Origin of the sequence: Rhizobium sp. P38BS-XIX, assembly GCF_012641435.1 — a bacterium.
Classification (GTDB): domain Bacteria; phylum Pseudomonadota; class Alphaproteobacteria; order Rhizobiales; family Rhizobiaceae; genus Rhizobium.
The window spans coordinates 412343-430747 of sequence record NZ_JABAIJ010000006.1; the positions used below are offsets into that span (position 1 = coordinate 412343).

The following is an 18405-nucleotide window of genomic DNA, read 5'->3' on the forward strand; positions in this document are numbered from 1 at the left end:
GTTGTCAACCGCGGCGACAATCTCTTTTGATCGGACGAAGCCATCCGCTATCGGGCAAAAGCGACGAAATTAATGCGAGCTCTCTCCGATGCCGTCAGCGTAGCGCGCCAGCGACGAGAAGGCCAGCACCACGAGCAGCAGCACCGGCAGCGCCATCAGGACCGGTGAGAAGCCGACATGCTCGGCGGCAAAGCCGATCGCGGACGGCGCGACCAGCATGCCGGAGTAGCCCATGGTGGTGACAACCGAGATGCCGATACCGGGTTGCAAACCGGGGATATTGCCGGCTGCAGAAAAGGCGATCGGCACCATGTTGGAAATACCGATACCGCAGAGCGCAAATCCGAGAATGGCGATTTCCGCATTCGGCGCAAGTGCGGCGGTCAGCATGCCGACGATGGCAAAGACCGTGCAGACGCGCAGCGTCTTGATGGCGCCAAGCCAATCGCGCACGAAATCGCCGGCAAAGCGCATTGTCGCCATGGTAGCGGAGAAGGCGGCAAAGCCAAAGCCTGAGAGCGCAACGGACGCGCCCTTTTCCTGGCCGAGATAGAGGGCGCTCCAATCGAGCACCGCGCCTTCCGGCACCATGCAGAACAATGCGACCATGCCGAGCAGCCACGGCAGCGGGATCATCGGCAGCTTCGCCTTCGGCCGCGCATCGTCGGGATGCGGTTGATCGCCGAGGACCATCGGCCACGCGACGACGAGAAAAAGGACGCCAAGGGCGGTAGACACCTCGGCATGGCCGAGAACGCCCCAGCGCGAAATCAGCAGGCCGCCGATCGCCGAACCGAGCAGGCCGCCAAGGCTCCAGAAGGCATGACAGGACGACATGATTGCCCGGCGCATGGATTTTTCGACCGAGACCGCATTGGCGTTCATCGCCACATCCATAGCGCCGATGAAACCACCGAAAAGGAAGAGGGCAATCGCCGCGGTCAAGACATTCGGCGCCAGCGTCAGCGCCAGGATCATCGGCAACAGCAACACCGCAAAAACACGCACGACGACGCGCGATCCCCGCGCCGCGATCTGGGCGCCGGCCAGCGGCATCATGACGAGCGAACCGACACCGAAAACGAGGATCATCAGGCCAAGCTCGAATTTCGACAAATGCAGCCGCTCGGCAAATTCCGGAATCTTCGGCGCCCAGCAACCCACCGTAAAGCCGTTCAGCAAGAACAACAGCGAGACAGCGGCGCGCGATTTCGTGAAAAACCCGCTCCTTCGCGCCTCAAGCCCCTCCGTTCTGATCATCTCGCCCATAAAAGCTCCTCCGATTCCGTGCCGCAGTCTATTTAAATCGATTGAAATCTCAACGACCGAAACAGGTGGAAACGGTCACATTTCGTCTCTGTCTGTTAAAGCGGAGGCAAAGACGCCACAACCCCGAATAAATAATTCGTGACCCGTGTGCCACGATGAAAAGTCCTATTGACGGCGAAAAAACAGGCTCCTATCGCTTTAGACCTGAAACAATCTTCAGCAGGCCCGAGTCGGGCCATCCCTTTGGTGCTTCCGTGAAAAACCCAATCAGCTATGGCATCCTGCTTACGGTGTTTGCCTACATGCTGTTTACCGCCCACGATTCGGCGGTGAAGCTGCTCGTCGCCTCGATCCCGGTCTGGCAAGTACTGTTCATCCGAAGCTGCACCATCCTCGCCGGATGCTTCGTCTTCGAAGGGCCTTCACTCGTTCACAAAGTGGCGCGCTCGCCGATCCTGAAGCCGATGATTCTGCGAAGCATCATCATCCTGATCGCCTGGATTTCCTATTATTCGGCCGCCTCATATCTGCAGCTTGCGGAAGTGACGACGCTTTATTACGCAGCCCCGATCGTCGGCACGATTCTCGCGACCATCGTCCTGCGCGAAAAGGTTACCTTTACCCGCTGGATGGCGGTCGGCGTCGGCTTTTGCGGCGTGGTGATCGCCTCCAATCCCGTCGGCCTGTCGATCTCCTGGCCGGTCTATCTGGCGCTGCAGGCGGCCGTCCTCTGGGCAAGCGGCATGGTGCTGCTGCGCAAGACGGCGCTGCACGAGAAGAGCCATATCCAGATGGCCGTCTCCAACGTCATGTTCATCATCCTGACCGCCGGCATGGCAATCGCCCATTGGCAGACGCCGACGCTCTTTCAGGTCGTGCTGCTTGTACTGACCGGCATCATCGCCGGCGCCGGCCAGCTCGCCCTCTTCGAAGGCATGCGCCAGGCCCCCGTCTCGGTGCTGGCGCCGTTCGAATACACCTCGCTCGTCTGGGCCTTCCTGCTCGGCTACCTGATCTGGGGCGACATCCCCGGCGCCAACACATTTATCGGCGCTATTTTGATCCTGAGCGCCGGGTTCATTATTATCATTAGCGAGCGGTTGAAGCGGCGGGCCGCCACCGCTTGAGGCTGAGCGCTGGACGGTGATTGTCGGTCGCGTTACGTGCTGTCGTTATCGATCAGCCGTGCTCGCGGTTCGATAGCAATTTCCGTCCCGGTGGAACGGTAACCTCGCGCCATCAGCGGACATTCGTTTAAGGCGACGTATGGTCCCGATTTGTGGCCCAAAGCGGACTGTCAAGCTTCAGACGGCGGATCGCCGCAGCGGACATTCATGCAAGTCAGTCGGTGATAGGATTGCGTCCGATGGCTGCCGCTCGACCCGTACGAAACGAAGTTTACGAAGCATTTTGAACCGGCCTCATTGTCTCGTAACATCCGGGTGGTCATTCTTAAACTTTCTTATATCCTGGAGCTACGAACTGACCGGAGAAGAAATTTGATAATTCAGCCAACCCTTCTCAAAACGGCCGCGCAAAATGTGTCTTCTCGGGTGTTTGTTTGTGGCCCCGGCTATTCTTCAGTTGGGATAGCTGTTCGAGATATGGCTCGCGACGCGCTTCAAAAAATACCGAATGTGAAAGCACTTTACGGAGAAGAGATTGAGAGCCAAAGCAGCTATAGGAAGCAGTCAACAGACCTGCAAACGCTCGAGGTTCGGTTTGCTCATGACGTCGACTTTACGCTGCTGATTCTTGAATCCCCCGGCTCTATTGCGGAACTCGGGACTTTCACACAGCTTTCCGGAATCAGAGAGCGACTGGTTGTTTTGCTGTCAGGAAGGTTCTATCGCGCGGAAAGCTACATTTCGAGGGGGCCGTTAAGCTTGCTCACCCGCCTTAATCCAAACAGTGTTATTTACTTTGACGCAGAGAACGAAAGCGAAATGTTGGATCGCGTCAGATACCCACTTACGTTTTTTAAGTACGCGCAATATTTGAAGCGTTTCGATTATCTGAAAAATACGATGCTTAGATACCAGCAAATACCTTCAGATTATTCATCTTACATTAAGCCAATTCGCGACCAATACCAGATGGCAGCCACATTGATTGCCATTTTGACGGAGGATAGGCCAAGTTACGCCGATCTTCTGCTTTCTTCTGGGCTTCACCCAGATCAATTGAACTCGGCCCTGCATGGTCTCTACAACGCCGGCAAGATCAAAAAAGTTGGCTCAGGTCGCTATCGTTCAGTGAACGGCTTCGTGGATGACCTTTTGGAACCTTTTAGCACTACGGCGATCAGCAAAACTCGGTCAAAGAGGCTTGCAGCAGCTTGACGTCGCACACCGCTAAAGTAATGTCTGCACATTCCTAGCAATTCCCTGTAAGGGGAGACGCAATGTCATCGTTGCGGGCACGCGAAGTACGCAGAAGCCTGCCATGCAATAAATAGAAAAGAGGCCTTTCTCTTTTGCAATTTATTGCCTGGCATCGAGAGAGAGAAGAAGTAGGAATGGGTGCTGCGGACGACTGCAAGGACTTGGCGTCTATCGCTAATTACTTGGGGTTCGCTCCGCAGCATATCTTCTATTTGGTTGAAGAGCCTGAAAGATGCTACGTCTCTATTGAGATACCGAAAAACTCTGATCCAAGTAAATTACGAAAATTGGACATCCCAATATCGGAGTTGAAAGGGGTTCAGAGAGCAATTAACAAGAAAATCCTTTCTGAGTTCTCTATTGATGAGTGTGTGCATTCATATATAGCCGCTCGATCAATTCTGACGGCCGCCAGAGAATTTTGCCCCGGCCGCGCTGTTCTAAAGGTCGATATTGAAAATTTCTTTCCGTCCATCACCTTCAAGCGAGTTTTAGGTCTCTTTAGGTCTATGGGCTTTACAGGCCAAGCTTCTTTTATACTTGCTAGATTAACCACGTTTGGTGATCGCTTGGCTCAAAGCGCTCCTACAAGCCCTTCAATATCCAATCTGATCATGAGAGGCATCGACCTCCGTTTAAAAAAATTGGCCGCTACATGGGAATTAAGTTACCTAAGATATAGCGACGATATGTTCTTCCATAAGGAGAAGAACTTCAATCATCCGAAGCTTGCCTCTTACATCATGAAAATCATCAAAGATGGCGGCTTTGCGGTTAACGAGGGAAAAACTAGGTATCATCCAAAAGGGTTGCCGCGAACTACTCTGGGGCTTCTGACACATGGCGAGAAGCCAAAGATACCGGGAAGTCAGCGCCATATTTACCGGTCTATGTTTTTCAAAGCATCAAGGAACATCCATTGGGCACACGAAAACAGAGACCGGCTGCGGGGTATTGCTGAGTGGTACAAGTGTGTTTATGGCCGAGATGACACTTATATTCAGTACCGAGCGATTCTTAACAATGAAGCCCGTTTAAGAATTCACGCCTCCTATCAGAGCCAGTAGTGAACGGAAATCCAGCTGCGATCTTGTAACATAAAAGGTCTTTTCTGCGATTAGCATATACCTCGGCGGAATTCTGCCTTCACCCAATTTTCTCGTTCGATCTACTAGCAATAAAAGGCAGCTTTTCAAAACCGCCTGCAACTTGGCGAACGACCGAAATGAAGGCGCGAAGCCACCCGTCTGCTTGCTACCTCAGATGTCCGCTTCGGGCCGAAGGCGCAAGTTTCGCTGGTTTGCGAACACAGCAAAGTACAGCAGCGGCGCCCGCTGCGGTCTTGTCTTCATGCCAAACTCACCACCCCTCCCCCACTTTTTGAGAAAAATATTCACAATTGCCCTTTTATCGCGCAGTTTTCTACGCTTCCGCGATGCAATTTTTCTGCGATGTATGCGACATTGAATGAAACCGCTCCAGAAACGGAAGAAAACGATGAACTGGTTGAAGACTGTTGCCGCCGCCGCCCTCGTGCAGGCTGCCTTCCTGCTTCCCGCCCATGCCGGCGACAACCTCAAGGCGATCCAGGCCGCCGGCGTGCTGAAGGTCGGCACGGAAGGCACCTATGCGCCCTTCACCTACCATGACGCGGACAACAAGCTCACCGGCTTCGATGTCGAGATCGCCGAGGCGATCGCCGCCAAGCTCGGCGTCAAGGCGCAGTTCCTCGAAGGCAAGTGGGACGGCCTGATCGCCGGCCTCGACGCCAACCGCTACGACACCGTTATCAACGAAGTCGGTATCACCGACGCCCGCAAGCAGAAGTACGACTTCTCCGATCCCTATATCGCCTCCAAGGCCGTGCTGATCGTCAAGGACAGCAATACCGACATCAAGGATTTCGCCGATCTCAAGGGCAAGAAGTCCGCGCAGTCGCTGACCAGCAATTTCGGCAAGCTCGCAACCGAGTCCGGCGCCGAGCTCGTCGGCACCGACGGCTTCGACCAGTCGATCCAGCTGGTGCTGACCGGCCGCGCCGACGCCACGATCAACGACAGCCTCTCCTTCCTCGATTTCAAGAAGCACAAGCCCGACGCGCCGGTGAAGATCGTCGCCCAGCAGGCCAATGCCGATTATTCCGGCGCCATCATCCGCAAGGGTGAACCGGAGCTGCTGGCCGCCATCAACAAGGCGATCGCCGATATCAAGGCCGACGGCACCTATGACAAGATCTCGAAGAAGTACTTCGGACAGGACGTTTCAAAGTAAGTAGGCATAGGCAGCGACATAAAACTGTGAAAAAGATGCGTCCGGGGTCATCTCCGGACGCATTCTCTTATCGAAAGGGCGCTTCTGCGTGGAGCACTGGTTGCAATTGATGTGGGAGTCTCTGGGCACGCTGCTTTGGGCGGGGCTCGTCTTCACCATCCCGCTCACCTTGATTACCTTCGTCCTCGGCCTCCTGCTCGGCCTGCTCACCGCCGTCGTCAGGCTGTTCGGTCCGCCGCCGCTGGTAGCCGTCGCGCGCTTTTACGTCTGGGTCATTCGTGGCACGCCGCTCCTGGTGCAGCTCTTCGTTATCTTCTACGGCCTGCCGAGCCTCGGCATCCTGCTCGACGCCTTTCCGGCCGCCATCATCGGCTTCACGCTGAGCGTCGGCGCTTACACGTCCGAAATTATCCGCGCCGTCATTTCCTCCGTGCCGAAGGGCCAGTGGGAGGCCGCCTATTCCATCGGCATGACCTGGCGCCAGGCCATGAGCCGCACCATCCTGCCGCAGGCCGCCCGCGTCGCCGTGCCGCCGCTGTCCAACACCTTCATCTCGCTGGTGAAGGATACTTCGCTTGCTGCCGCCATCACCGTGCCGGAGCTGTTCCAGGCAGCACAGCGCATCGTCGCGACCACCTATGAGCCGTTGATCCTCTATATCGAGGCCGCCATCATCTATCTGGTGCTCAGTACTTTCCTGTCGACGCTGCAGGGCCACCTCGAACGCCGTTTCGCCCGCTCCGGCGGCACGCTGGAGGCACAGTCATGATCGAGCTCTCGCATATCGAAAAGCATTTCGGCGATAATGTCATCCTGAAGGACATCAGCCTCACCATTCCCGAGGGCACGGTGACGGCGCTTGTCGGCCCCTCGGGCGGCGGCAAGAGCACGCTGCTGCGCTGCATCAACCTGCTGGAGATCCCGACCGCGGGAACGATCCGCATCGGCGAGGAAACGGCGACTTTCCAGCCGGGCAAGAAGCCGGCATGGCAGGAGATCCAAAAGATCCGCCGGCAGACCGGCATGGTCTTCCAGAATTTCCAGCTCTTTCCACATCAGACCGCTATTCAGAACGTCATGGAGGGCCTAACGACCGTGTTGCGCTGGCCGGCCGAGAAGGCACGCGCCCGCGCCGTCGAGCTTTTGACCAAAGTCGGCATGGCGCACAAGATCGATGCGTGGCCCTCGACCCTGTCGGGAGGCCAGCAGCAACGCGTTGCCATCGCCCGGGCGCTTGCACCTTCGCCGCGCGTTCTGCTTTGTGACGAGCCGACTTCGGCGCTCGATCCGGAACTCGCCGCCGAAGTCGTCGACGTGCTTGGCAAGCTCGCCAACGAAGGCACGACCATGGTCATGGCGACGCACGACCTGCGCCTTGCCTCGAAGATCGCCAACAACGTCGTCTTCCTCGAGGCTGGCAACATCGTCGAGACCGGATCTTCCCGCAACGTCTTCAGCGCGCCGACCCAGGAGCGCACCAAGCGCTTCATTTCGACGCTGAATGCCGGTCACAGCTACGACATCTGACGCATGTCGCATAAAGCGTCGGAAGCGAAGCCTGGAGATCGCGACGCGTTTCTAGCCGATTGACCGTAAAAATGCGGGCAGGCGGCTCTGCTGCATGCCGATAAAACGCGCATTGACCGAACGCAACTTTCCAACTAGCTCTAATGGCATGAACACGGCACTCGTTCTCGTAGTGGTAGGAAGGCGCATGGGCAGGATGGTGTAACCATCCGGCGAAAGCACCCATGCGCGGTAAGCAGGCTCCTGACGGGGCCTTTTTTATTGCCCGGAATCCGGGCCTAGCCTCGTCAGGTCTTCCTCGATCTTCCCCACCCAACGACGGACAAGGCCATGACGCGCACCAATAGCTGCATCGACCATTCAGCCACACAGGCAACGAACAATACGATCAAAGAAAGAGCCGCCACACCGCCGCGGCTGACGACCCTCATCCTGCTCTCGGCATTGGCCGTGCTGCCCGTGAATATGATCCTGCCATCCCTGCCGAAGATATCGGCGGCGTTCCATGCCGATTTCGCCTTGGTCAATCTCTCGGTCGCCGGCTTTTCCGTCGTCACCGCATTCCTGGAAGCTATCGGCGGCGCGATATCGGATCGGTTCGGCCGCAGGCCTGTGGTGCTGACGGCGCTCGGCATCTTCATCGTCGCATCGATCGGCTGCGTTTTTGCGCCCGATATCGGCACCTTTCTCGTCTTCCGTTCGATGCAGGCGTGTATCGGGCCGTGCTATTCGGTCGCTCTCGTCATCATCAAGGAAAATGCCAGTGAGCGCGAGGCGGCCAGCAAGTTCGGCTATCTCGCCATGGGATGGGCGCTCGCCCCCATGGTCGGACCGTTGTTCGGTGGCTCCCTGGATGAGGTCTTCGGCTGGCAGGCAAGCTTCGTCGTCCTTGCCGGTCTCGGCGTTGCCGCTTTTCTCCTCTCCATGCGCGAGCTCAGAGGATCGAAAGCGCCACCCTTCGAAGGGCGGAGGAACTATCTTTCCGCCTATGGGCTGCTGCTTTGCTCGGCGCGGTTCTGGGCGTACACGCTCTGCATGGCCTGCTCTATGGGCGTTCTCTATGTCTTCCTCGGCGGAGCGCCGCTTACGATAGGCGATGCGCTCGGCGGCTCCAGCGCCCTTCTCGGCTTTTACATGGGCTTGGTTCCCGCCGGCTTCATTCTCGGCAGCTTTCTGGCGGGGCGCTATGGAGCAAGAGTCCCGCTTGGCACGATCCTCGTCGTTGCCCGACTGCTTACCTGCATCGGTCTCGCAATCGGCTTTGCTTTGTCATTGTCGGGAACGACCCAGGTTTTGGCGCTGTTCGGCCCCTGCATCTTCATCGGCATCGGCAATGGCCTGACCATGCCAGCGGCCAATAGCGGCGCGATGTCGGTGAGATCCGATCTTGTCGGCACGGCCGCGGGTCTCGCCGCAGCACTTCGAATTGCCGGTGGCGCAGTCATCGGCTCTATCGGCGGGATATTTCTGGCGCAATCGGCGACGATCCACACGCTCTTCGCCTTGATGCTCGTCTCCGCATTACTTGCGCTCATGACCGCGGTGTGGGCGGCCATGATCGAGAAGCGGACCTAGTCGGGCCTATCCGATGCGCTTGCTCATGTGCACGAGGAAACCGTCCTTCAACGGCTCCTCACGGTCGATCGCATAGCCGTATCTGAGATAGAGCTGCACGTTTTCAGCAAAGCGTTTGTTGGTGTAGAGCCTGAGTTCGCTCAGACCGAGCATGGCCGCGACCTGCTCAGCATGGGCCAGCAGCGTCTTGCCGATGCCCTGTCCCTGATGCCGTGGCGACACCGCGACATTCTCAATCAGCAGATGATCCTCGCCCGGGACCATCTCGATCAGGGCCACAAGCTCGCCACCCGTCTCCAGCAGATCGATGCGATGCTTGCGCACCGCCTCGGTATAGTCAGCCATCATCGGCAGCGGCTCACGTCCGATCAAAGGCACCCATTTGCCATAGGCTTCGCGCGTCAATGCTCTGATGGCATCGACATCGGCATCGCTCGCCGCTCGCAAGGAAATCACTCCCGTCACTCCTCCACTTCCATAGTTCCTGACGTCAGTTGCGGCATTCCGCACTGTCGTCGTCGACGGCCGTTACAAGCTAGACCTCTTGTCGATATCATCGTTCACGCAGGCATAATCCGGTAGCCGCCGGAAACCTCCTGCACGCGCCCGAAGCTGGTAATATGGCTGCCGGCGACGATCCAGCCTTCACGAGCGGCATCCTCCAAAACGGCCTGTCGCGTTCTGACCGCCAATGCCGGGTCGAGATCATAAGCCACGCCGATCTTCGGATCGCCAGGCTGCAGCGTCCCAAGATGCAAAGCGTCGCCCCAGAGCAGCAGCGACGTGTCATCGCCACGAATGAGATACCCGGTGTGACCGGGCGTGTGTCCCGGCAGCGGACGCGCCTCGATACCGGGCAGCACCTCGCCTGTCCCGATCGGCCGTAGGCGAGATCCATAAACCCGCAGCAACTGCTCCGTCACCTTGAAACCACCGCGTCGTGGTTCCGGCATCGCCTCACGCGCAGCCGCATCGGTGAAATGGGAGAGATCCAGCTCCGGGATGAACACCTCGGCATGCGGAAAATAGGGCGCTTCGTCGTCGAAAAGGCCAAGGGCGTGATCGCCGTGGGGATGCGTGAGCAGAATGCTCTGGATTTCGCCCGCCGCGATTCCCGCTTCGTGCAACGCCGATCGCACATGACCGAGTTTCGAGCCCCAGGAAGAACCTGTCCCCGCATCGACGAGGATCAGACCGGAAGGCCCGCGCAGAAGAAAGCAGTTCACATCAAACTGCAGCGTTGGCTTCCCCCACGCTTCGATCGCCCGTCGGCGCGCTGCATCGCCATCGGCGTGAATCAAGATCTCCGCCGAAGCCTGGAAGAGCCCGTCGAGCAGCAGGGTAATATCGTATGGTCCGATATGTCGGGAACGATCGGTCATGGAACGCGTCCGCTTGAAAAGCTGAATAAAAAGGGCCGGATTAAAGCCGGCCCTTTTCGTATCTCTATGGACGTTTAGGCGCCGTAGACGACGAGCAGATCCTTCGCATCGATCTGATCGCCGGCGCGCACCAGCACCTCGGAGATGGTGCCGTCCTTTTCGGCGTGCAGCGCCGTTTCCATCTTCATGGCTTCGATCGACACGAGCACGTCGCCGGCCTTGATCGCCTGTCCGGACGAAACGAAGACGGTGGAAATGACGCCCGGCATCGGCGCGCCGACATGGGCGGCGTTGCCGGTTTCGGCCTTGCGGCGAACCGCGCTGCCGGAAGCACCGTGAGCGCGATCCGGCACCTTGATGCGGCGCGGCTGGCCGTTGAGTTCGAAGAACACGGTCACCATGCCCTTGTCATCGGTTGCCGTCATCGCCTGATTGACGATCACGAGCGTCTTGCCCTTCTCGATTTCGGCAAACAGCTCGTCACCTTCCTTGAGGCCGTAGAAGTAAGCCGGCGTCGGCAGCACGGAAACCGGACCGTAGGTGTCGGCCGCCAGCGCATAGTCGGTGAAGACCTTCGGATACATCAGATAGGATGCGAACTCGAAATCGTCGACCTGACGCTCCAGCTTGGTTTCGATCGCCTTGCGCTCGGCATCGAGATCGGCTTCGGCGAGCAGCGAGCCCGGACGGACGACATAGGGCTTGTCGCCCTTCAGCGCCTTCTTCTGCAGAGCTTCCGGCCATCCGGCCGGCGGCTGGCCGAGATCGCCCTTCAGCATGGAAACAACCGAATCCGGGAAAGCGATGTCCTTCGCCGGGTTTTCGACGTCGGCAACCGTGAGATCCTGGCTCACCATCATCAGCGCCATGTCACCGACCACCTTGGAGGACGGCGTCACCTTGACGATGTCGCCGAACATCTGGTTGGCGTCGGCATAGGCCTGCGCCACCTGGTGCCAGCGGGTCTCAAGACCAAGCGAACGAGCCTGTTCCTTGAGATTGGTGAACTGACCGCCCGGCATTTCGTGCAGATAGACTTCCGACGCCGGTCCCTTGAGATCGCTTTCGAAGGCGGCGTACTGGTGACGCACCGCTTCCCAGTAGAAGGAGATGCGGCGGATCCATTCGGGATCGAGGCCCGGATCGCGCTCGGTGCCCTTCAGCGCTTCGACGATGGAGCCGAGGCAGGGCTGCGACGTATTGCCGGAGAGCGCATCCATAGCGGCATCGACGGCATCGACGCCGGCATCGACAGCCGCGAGCACGGTCGCCGCTGCAATGCCCGACGTGTCATGCGTGTGGAAGTGGATCGGCAGTCCGGTCGCCTCGCGCAACGCCTTGAACAGCACCTTGGCCGCAGCCGGCTTCAGCAAGCCGGCCATGTCCTTCAGCGCGATAATATGGGCGCCGGCCTTTTCCAGCTCGACGGCGAGATCCGTATAATACTTCAGATCGTATTTCGGGCGTGCGGAGTTGAGAATGTCGCCCGTATAGCAGATCGCCGCTTCGCAAAGCTTGTTCTCTTCGGCGACGGCATCCATCGACACGCGCATGTTCTCGACCCAGTTCAGGCAGTCGAAAACGCGGAAGAGATCGACGCCGCCCTTGGCGGCCTGGCGCACGAAGTGCTTCACGACATTATCGGGATAGTTCGTGTAGCCGACGCCGTTGGCGCCGCGCAGCAGCATCTGCAGCAGGAGGTTCGGCGCGCCCTCGCGGATCAGCGACAGGCGCTCCCAAGGATCTTCCGTCAAGAAGCGCATGGAAACGTCGAACGTCGCACCGCCCCAGCATTCCAGCGAGAGCAGTTGCGGCAGCGCGCGCGCATAGGTTCCGGCGATGCCGGCGATGTCATAGGTGCGCATGCGCGTCGCCAGCAGCGATTGATGGCCGTCGCGCATGGTTGTGTCTGTCATCAGAACACGCTTCTCGTTGCGCATCCATTCGGCGAACTTCTGCGGGCCGAGCTTGTCGAGCAACTGCTTGGTGCCATAAGGAATATTGCTGTCGATGTAGGGCCGTACCGGATCGGCCGCCTTCGACGAGGGTTCCGGGCGACCGCGTGTTTCAGGATGGCCGTTGACCGTGACGTCGGCAAGATAGGTCAGAAGCTTCGTCGCACGATCCTGGCGCTTGACCTGCTGGAACAGCTCCGGCGTCGTGTCGATGAAACGCGTCGTATAGCTGTTGTCGCGGAATTTCGGATGCGTGATGATCGCTTCCAGGAAGGTCAGGTTGGTGGCGACGCCGCGGATACGGAATTCGCGCAGAGCGCGGTGCATGCGCGAAATCGCTTCCTGCGGGTTCGGCGCCCAGGCCGTCACCTTGACCAGCAGCGGATCGTAGTAGCGGGTGATGATCGCGCCCGAATAGGAGGTGCCACCGTCGAGACGGATGCCGAAGCCCGAAGCCGAGCGATAGGCGGTGATGCGGCCATAATCCGGGATGAAGTTGTGTTCCGGATCTTCCGTCGTCACGCGGCACTGCAGCGCATGGCCGTTGAGGCGGATGTCCGCCTGCTTCGGAACGCCCGATTCCGGCGTGCCGATGGCAAAGCCGTCGAGAATGTGGATCTGTGCCTTGACGATATCGATGCCGGTGACGACCTCCGTCACCGTGTGCTCGACCTGGATGCGCGGATTGACTTCGATAAAGTAGAATTTGCCGGTATCGGCATCCATCAGATATTCGACGGTGCCGGCGCCGACATAATTCGTGGCTTCCGCGATCTTCAGCGAATAGGCGGCCAGCTCCTGGCGCTGCGCATCGCTGAGATAAGGCGCCGGAGCGCGCTCGACGACTTTCTGGTTACGGCGCTGAACTGAACAGTCGCGCTCAAACAGATGCACGACATTGCCATGCGTATCACCGAGGATCTGGCTTTCGACGTGGCGCGCGCGCTCGACCAGCTTTTCGAGATAGACCTCGTCCTTGCCGAAAGCGGCCTTCGCCTCGCGCTTGGCTTCCGTCACCTCCTTGGCGAGATCGGCCTCGGAGCGAATGACGCGCATACCGCGGCCACCACCGCCCCAGGATGCCTTGAGCATCACCGGGTAGCCGATTTCCTCGGCCATGCGGGCAACTTCCTTCATATCCTCAGGCAACGGCTCGGTGGCCGGAACGACGGGAACACCGACCGAGACCGCCAGATTGCGCGCGGCAACCTTGTTGCCGAGTTGGCGCATCGTATCGGCGCGCGGGCCGATGAAGATGATGCCGGCGGCATCGCAGGCATCCACGAACTCCGGGCTTTCCGACAGGAGGCCGTAACCCGGATGGATGGCATCCGCACCCGAAAGCTTGGCGACGCGGATAACTTCCTCGATCGAGAGGTAGCTCTCGATCGGTCCGAGATCGCGGGCGAGATGCGGGCCGCGACCGACCTGGTAGCTTTCGTCGGCCTTGAACCGATGGAGCGCAAGTTTGTCTTCCTCGGCCCAGATGGCGACCGTTTTTATGCCAAGCTCGTTAGCGGCGCGGAACACGCGGATAGCGATTTCGGAACGGTTGGCGACCAGGATCTTGGAAATAGGCAATGCGCTCTCCTCACGACATCGAAAACGGGCAATGCTGCACCCGCGAAGAAAATTCTTAACTTCTTGTCACAGGAAGTTCAATTTCCTCATGCTGCCAGAAATCAAAATAGTTGCCGCTACGGAATAAGACCGTTTCTGAAAGCGATTGCGACAATGTGCTGTCGATTTTTGGCGTCGAGCTTGTCCTGAATGCTGTTCATGTACCAATCGACGGTATGATTGGAGATCGCCAGCAGCCGGCTGATCTCGATAGAGGTCATGCCGTCGGCCAGGTGGCTCAGCACTTCCATCTCCCGCTTGGTGAGCTTTGCCGCAAGACTGGATCCCTCTTCCAGTGCCTGCGCTTCGTCGTTCAGCTCCAGCAGCCGCCAGAACGCCTTTCTCGCCACCGCATCGAAAAGCGACAGTTCCGTCGGCGAGAGATCCACAGCCTCTCCGCCGATCGTCAAACTGCCGAGCAGGCCGTTGCGGCCGTGGATCGGGAAGATATAGCCGTCGACCAGCCCGTTGGCACGGGCATCCGCCATCATCTGCTCCATCCGCCGGCGCAGAGGATCGCTCTTCAATGCCGTTACCGCATCGCGCCAGCGGAATGGACGCTGCGCCCGGCTGAGATAGCGGGCGACGGGATCGACAAGCATGTAGCGCTTGTTTTCATAGGTGACCGGCCAATTTTCCGGCCAGCGGCTGGCAAGCATGAAACTTGAGATCTCGACATTTGGTCGCGGCTGCTTCAGCAGGCCGTAGAAATCGAACTTATAGGAGCGAAGCACTTGCTCGAGCTCGGAGACGACACTTTTGGTGGTCTTGCACTCTTCAATGATGACAAGAAGTTGCAATAACGAATGGATATTCACATCTACCCCTTGGACCTGGCGGCCCGGATTACTGGCGGACGGACCTTCGATCGATGTCCGTCTGGCCCCACAGCATGCCCCGAAGGCCGGCAACATACTCACATGGCCGCAAAATTGAACGCCCTTGGCGAAATTTTTGTCATTCAACTATGAATGGCAATCCTTGCGCGATATGACAACGCGGCGCCAAAGCCTTACATAAACTGTCACATTTTAGCGGCGGCCGATAGAGAAAGCTTCGCGCTCGCCCGCGCAAGATGCAAAAAATTCCGATGAAAAAACAGCGTTGGATTCCGTTAATCGCCGGTTCAGGTAGCAATCTGTAGCATCCGATCATTCCGAGTTTTGTTGATGCACAGAGGTGTCTGACGTGTCACTGTTCAAAGTCTATGCAAGAGCCCTGAAGTATCTTGGCGCGTATCGATACCGCGTTTGGATGGTCGTAATTGCCAACATCGCCTTGGCGATGACGACCATCTATGAGCCGGTTCTGTTCGGCCGCATCTTCGATGCCATTGCCAAGAAAGAGGCCGTGACGCCGACCATGATCCTATGGGCCGGCTTCGCAGTCTTCAGTGCTGTCGCTTTCATCGTGGTGTCCCGCGAGGCGGATCGCCTTGCGCATGGTCGCCGCGCTTCCCTGCTGACCGAAGCTTTCGGCCGCATCATTTCGATGCCGCTCTCCTGGCATAGCCAGCGCGGCACCGCGAGTGCGCTGAACACGCTGCTGCGCGCTTGCGAAGCACTGTTCGGCCTGTGGCTCGAATTCATGCGCAATCACCTGACGACCGCCGTTGCGCTCGTGGTCATGATCCCGACCGCGATTGCCATGGACCTGCGTCTGTCGGGCGTTCTCATCCTGCTTGGCGCCTTCTACTGGGTCATCGGCCGTCTGGTTATGAGCCGTACGAAGGATGGCCAGACTTCGGTCGAAAGCCATTACAACACGGTTTTCTCGCATGTGAGCGACTCGATCAGCAACGTTTCGGTGCTGCACAGCTACAACCGCATCGAAGCTGAAACCAAGGCGCTGAAGTCCTTTACCGAACGCCTGCTGCAAGCCCAGTACCCGGTTCTCGACTGGTGGGCACTTGCCGGCGCGCTGAACCGTACCGCATCCACGGTTGCCATGATGGCCATCCTCATGATCGGTACTGTTCTCGTACAGGACGGCAGCCTCAGCCTTGGCGCACTGATCACCTTTATCGCCTTCGCCAACGTGCTGATCGCTCGCCTGGAGCAGCTGCGCAACTTCGCCAACCAGATTTTCGAGGCTCGCGCCAAGCTTGAAGACTTCTACACGCTGGAAGATTCCGTCCGCGACCGCGAAGAGCCTGCCGGCCTTGCCGAAATCAAGGACGTCAAGGGCGAGGTTGAATTCCGCAATGTCTCGTTTGGCTTTGCCAACACCTCGCAGGGTCTGCACGACATCTCCTTCAAGGTGAAGGCCGGTCAGACGGTTGCCATCGTCGGCCCGACCGGCGCCGGCAAGACGACGCTCGTCAACCTGCTGCAGCGCGTATTCGACCCGCAGTCCGGTCAGATCCTCGTCGACGGTAACGACATCACCAAGGTGACGCGCCGCTCGCTGCGCCGCTACATCGCCACCGTCTTCCAGGATGCCGGCCTGCTGAACCGCTCGATCAGCGACAACATCCGCCTCGGCCGCGAAGGTGCGACCCAGGAAGAAATGGTCCGCGCCGCTCAGGCCGCCGCCGCCAACGACTTTATCGAAACCCGCGAGAGCGGTTACGAGACCCGTGTCGGCGAGCGTGGCAACAAGCTTTCGGGTGGTGAACGTCAGCGTATCGCGATCGCTCGCGCTATTTTGAAGGACGCGCCGATCCTTGTCTTAGACGAGGCAACCAGCGCGCTCGACGTCGAAACGGAAAACCGGGTCAAGGCGGCTATCGACAATCTGCGTCAGAACCGCACGACCTTCATTATCGCCCACCGCCTGTCGACGGTTCGCGAAGCCGATATCGTTCTCTTCCTCGACAATGGTCGCGTCATCGAGAACGGCAGCTTCAGCGAACTCAGCCAGAGCAACGGCCGCTTCGCCGCCCTGCTCCGCGCCAGCGGCATCCTGACGGACGAAGAAGTCCGCAAGGCACATGCAACGGAAAACGAAGCCGCCTGATCTTCGCAAGGGGCCCAAGATCGAAGCCGGGAGAGCACCGCTCTCCCGGCTTTTTTATTGCGCGGCCGATGGCTGAACGGATGGCGCTGCCAGCGAGACACGATGCCGGGTTCGATATCTGCCCCCTAAAACCCAACCGTCTCCTGGTTGAAATAGCGCTCTCTCCCCGCAGGCGAAGAGAAGGTTGAGTTGAGGGGTATCGCCTGTGAAAAGCTGCGCGAAGCAGACGCTGCCCATCAAGCACGAAAAAGGCCCGGCGGGAAAACCGGGCCTTTCCGTTTTCTGATCGGAGGTCAATACGGTCGGACGCTACCAGGAGTTAGCATCGGCGCCCGACCGGAGTTGAGGATCAGAACTTGCGCTCGAAGCGAAGGACGCCAGCCCACTGATCGGCATCGGCGGCATCCCAGTTCGTGTAGGACACTTCCGGCTCGATCAGCAGATCCTTGACCGGACGCCATGCGACGTTGGCGGTGGCGGCGAAGATCTTCGAGTCGGTGTAGGCAACCTGGGCATTAGCCTGCAGCTTCGGCGTCAGCTGGTAGCTTGCGCCGGTCCAGAAGGCCCAATCGCCCCAGCCGCAATCCGCACCGTTGGTCGGGCAGGCTGCGCGGTTGCTGTTGAGATAAGAGCCGGCATACTTGTTCAGCTTGTCGCCGTTCGTGTTCCAGCCGCCCATGAGGAAGGCCTTGAAGGCGCCGAAATCGGCATCGATACGAGCCTTGATCGCGCCTTCTTCAACGACGCTGTCATAGCCGCCGATAACGCGCAGCGTCCATGCACCCGTCTTGTAACCGGCGCCGAGAACGACGTCCGGAGCATAGTGGTCACCCTTGCCGGTGCGCCATGCGCCGCCGTAGGAAGACGTATCGCTCGACGAGTTGGAATCTTCCAGCGAGATCACAGCCGTGAAACCGTTGCCGGCATCGTACTTGTAAGTCAGCTGGTTGAGTTCCTTCGGGCCGTCATAGATGACGTCGTCGTTGATGACGTTGCCGGCGTAGCCCATGAAGTAGTTGTACTGCGAGTCGGCCTTACCGACGAGGAAGCCGCCGAGGCTGATATTGGCCCAGAGCAGCTTGGTGCTGGTGGTGTTGCCGTCATTCCAGTCCCAACGGATGACCGTGTTGGTCTTCAGCGGGCCGTATTCAGTGTCGCTTGCGGTATCGACGCTCAGTTCCGCACGGGTATGCCAGAGCGTACCGATGTGGCTGTTTGCGTTGTAGGCATCATACCATTCGCCCTCGGTGCGGACGCGTCCGCCGACCTTCAGGCAGGTTTCGGTGCCGGGAATGAAGAAGTAGCCAGGGCCGTAAGCATCGCAGATACGAACGTATTCCAGCGGTTCCGGCTCGGCAGCCACGATGGCGTCAGCCGCCTGCGCTCCCGAAACAGCTGCCAGGGCGGCGGCCGAACCGAGAAGAAGACTTCTGATATTCATAGATTACTCCAATCCAGTAGCGA

General features: G+C 58.7%; 14 protein-coding genes. 8 read left to right on the forward strand and 6 right to left on the reverse strand.

The genetic code is table 11. The features are described 5' to 3' along the window. Positions 1 to 69: 69 nt before the first annotated feature. A complete protein-coding gene (locus HGP17_RS21380) occupies positions 70 to 1269 on the reverse strand; it encodes an MFS transporter (protein ID WP_168812454.1) in 1200 nt (399 codons plus the stop codon). A gap of 254 nt (positions 1270 to 1523) precedes the next feature. Here HGP17_RS21380 and HGP17_RS21385 point away from each other — a divergent pair, with 254 nt between their 5' ends. The 7 genes from HGP17_RS21385 (at position 1524) to HGP17_RS21415 (ending at position 9026) form a co-directional block, all read left to right on the forward strand. Then, positions 1524 to 2396 (forward strand): DMT family transporter, encoded by an 873-nt coding sequence (locus HGP17_RS21385; RefSeq protein WP_168812455.1) that lies wholly within the window; start codon positions 1524 to 1526, stop codon positions 2394 to 2396. Between the two features lie 372 nt (positions 2397 to 2768). Beyond that, complete coding sequence (locus tag HGP17_RS21390) at positions 2769 to 3611, forward strand: retron St85 family effector protein (RefSeq protein WP_168812456.1); 843 nt, start codon at positions 2769 to 2771, stop codon at positions 3609 to 3611. 176 nt (positions 3612 to 3787) lie between these two features. After that, complete coding sequence (locus tag HGP17_RS21395) at positions 3788 to 4720, forward strand: reverse transcriptase domain-containing protein (RefSeq protein WP_168812457.1); 933 nt, start codon at positions 3788 to 3790, stop codon at positions 4718 to 4720. A 430-nt stretch (positions 4721 to 5150) separates the two neighbouring features. Next, on the forward strand, positions 5151 to 5924 hold the full coding sequence (locus HGP17_RS21400; RefSeq protein WP_168812458.1) for an amino acid ABC transporter substrate-binding protein: 774 nt from the start codon (positions 5151 to 5153) through the stop codon (positions 5922 to 5924). Between the two features lie 88 nt (positions 5925 to 6012). Beyond that, positions 6013 to 6693 carry an amino acid ABC transporter permease gene (locus HGP17_RS21405; RefSeq protein ID WP_168812459.1) on the forward strand — a complete coding sequence of 227 codons (681 nt, stop codon included), beginning with the start codon at positions 6013 to 6015 and terminating at the stop codon, positions 6691 to 6693. After that, positions 6690 to 7451, forward strand: a complete 762-nt coding sequence (locus HGP17_RS21410) for an amino acid ABC transporter ATP-binding protein (RefSeq protein WP_168812460.1) — start codon at positions 6690 to 6692, stop codon at positions 7449 to 7451. The genes HGP17_RS21405 and HGP17_RS21410 overlap by 4 nt, the downstream gene beginning before the upstream one ends. 330 nt (positions 7452 to 7781) lie before the next feature. Beyond that, positions 7782 to 9026 carry an MFS transporter gene (locus tag HGP17_RS21415; protein ID WP_168812461.1) on the forward strand — a complete coding sequence of 415 codons (1245 nt, stop codon included), beginning with the start codon at positions 7782 to 7784 and terminating at the stop codon, positions 9024 to 9026. 6 nt (positions 9027 to 9032) lie between these two features. Here HGP17_RS21415 and HGP17_RS21420 read toward each other — a convergent pair whose 3' ends face one another. The 4 genes from HGP17_RS21420 to HGP17_RS21435 all read right to left on the reverse strand — a co-directional run bounded on the left by HGP17_RS21420 (position 9033) and on the right by HGP17_RS21435 (position 14801). Then, the gene (locus HGP17_RS21420) at positions 9033 to 9482 is read right to left on the reverse strand and encodes a GNAT family N-acetyltransferase (protein WP_348648978.1); all 450 of its coding nucleotides are present in this window, start codon (positions 9480 to 9482) and stop codon (positions 9033 to 9035) included. Positions 9483 to 9586: 104 nt separating this feature from the next. Then, positions 9587 to 10408 (reverse strand): MBL fold metallo-hydrolase, encoded by an 822-nt coding sequence (locus tag HGP17_RS21425; RefSeq protein ID WP_168812463.1) that lies wholly within the window; start codon positions 10406 to 10408, stop codon positions 9587 to 9589. Positions 10409 to 10482: 74 nt separating this feature from the next. Further along, the gene (gene pyc / locus HGP17_RS21430; protein WP_168812464.1) at positions 10483 to 13944 is read right to left on the reverse strand and encodes a pyruvate carboxylase; all 3462 of its coding nucleotides are present in this window, start codon (positions 13942 to 13944) and stop codon (positions 10483 to 10485) included. A 116-nt stretch (positions 13945 to 14060) separates the two neighbouring features. After that, complete coding sequence (locus HGP17_RS21435) at positions 14061 to 14801, reverse strand: LuxR family transcriptional regulator (protein ID WP_168812465.1); 741 nt, start codon at positions 14799 to 14801, stop codon at positions 14061 to 14063. A 370-nt stretch (positions 14802 to 15171) separates the two neighbouring features. Here HGP17_RS21435 and HGP17_RS21440 point away from each other — a divergent pair, with 370 nt between their 5' ends. Next, positions 15172 to 16941, forward strand: coding sequence for a glucan ABC transporter ATP-binding protein/ permease (locus tag HGP17_RS21440; RefSeq protein WP_168812466.1), 1770 nt, complete (start codon positions 15172 to 15174; stop codon positions 16939 to 16941). Between the two features lie 349 nt (positions 16942 to 17290). Here the strand turns inward: HGP17_RS21440 and HGP17_RS21445 are convergent, their stop codons facing one another. Next, complete coding sequence (locus HGP17_RS21445) at positions 17291 to 18382, reverse strand: porin (RefSeq protein WP_168812467.1); 1092 nt, start codon at positions 18380 to 18382, stop codon at positions 17291 to 17293. Positions 18383 to 18405 lie beyond the last annotated feature (23 nt).

Bases quoted from the DNA above. Each gene is read 5' to 3' on its own strand.
- HGP17_RS21425 (WP_168812463.1), bottom strand. From the start codon at position 10,408: ATGACCGATCGTTCCCGACATATCGGACCATACGATATTACCCTGCTG.
- HGP17_RS21380 (WP_168812454.1), bottom strand. From the start codon at position 1,269: ATGGGCGAGATGATCAGAACGGAGGGGCTTGAGGCGCGAAGGAGCGGG.
- HGP17_RS21410 (WP_168812460.1), top strand. From the start codon at position 6,690: ATGATCGAGCTCTCGCATATCGAAAAGCATTTCGGCGATAATGTCATC.
- HGP17_RS21415 (WP_168812461.1), top strand. From the start codon at position 7,782: ATGACGCGCACCAATAGCTGCATCGACCATTCAGCCACACAGGCAACG.
- HGP17_RS21445 (WP_168812467.1), bottom strand. From the start codon at position 18,382: ATGAATATCAGAAGTCTTCTTCTCGGTTCGGCCGCCGCCCTGGCAGCT.
- HGP17_RS21400 (WP_168812458.1), top strand. From the start codon at position 5,151: ATGAACTGGTTGAAGACTGTTGCCGCCGCCGCCCTCGTGCAGGCTGCC.
- HGP17_RS21395 (WP_168812457.1), top strand. From the start codon at position 3,788: ATGGGTGCTGCGGACGACTGCAAGGACTTGGCGTCTATCGCTAATTAC.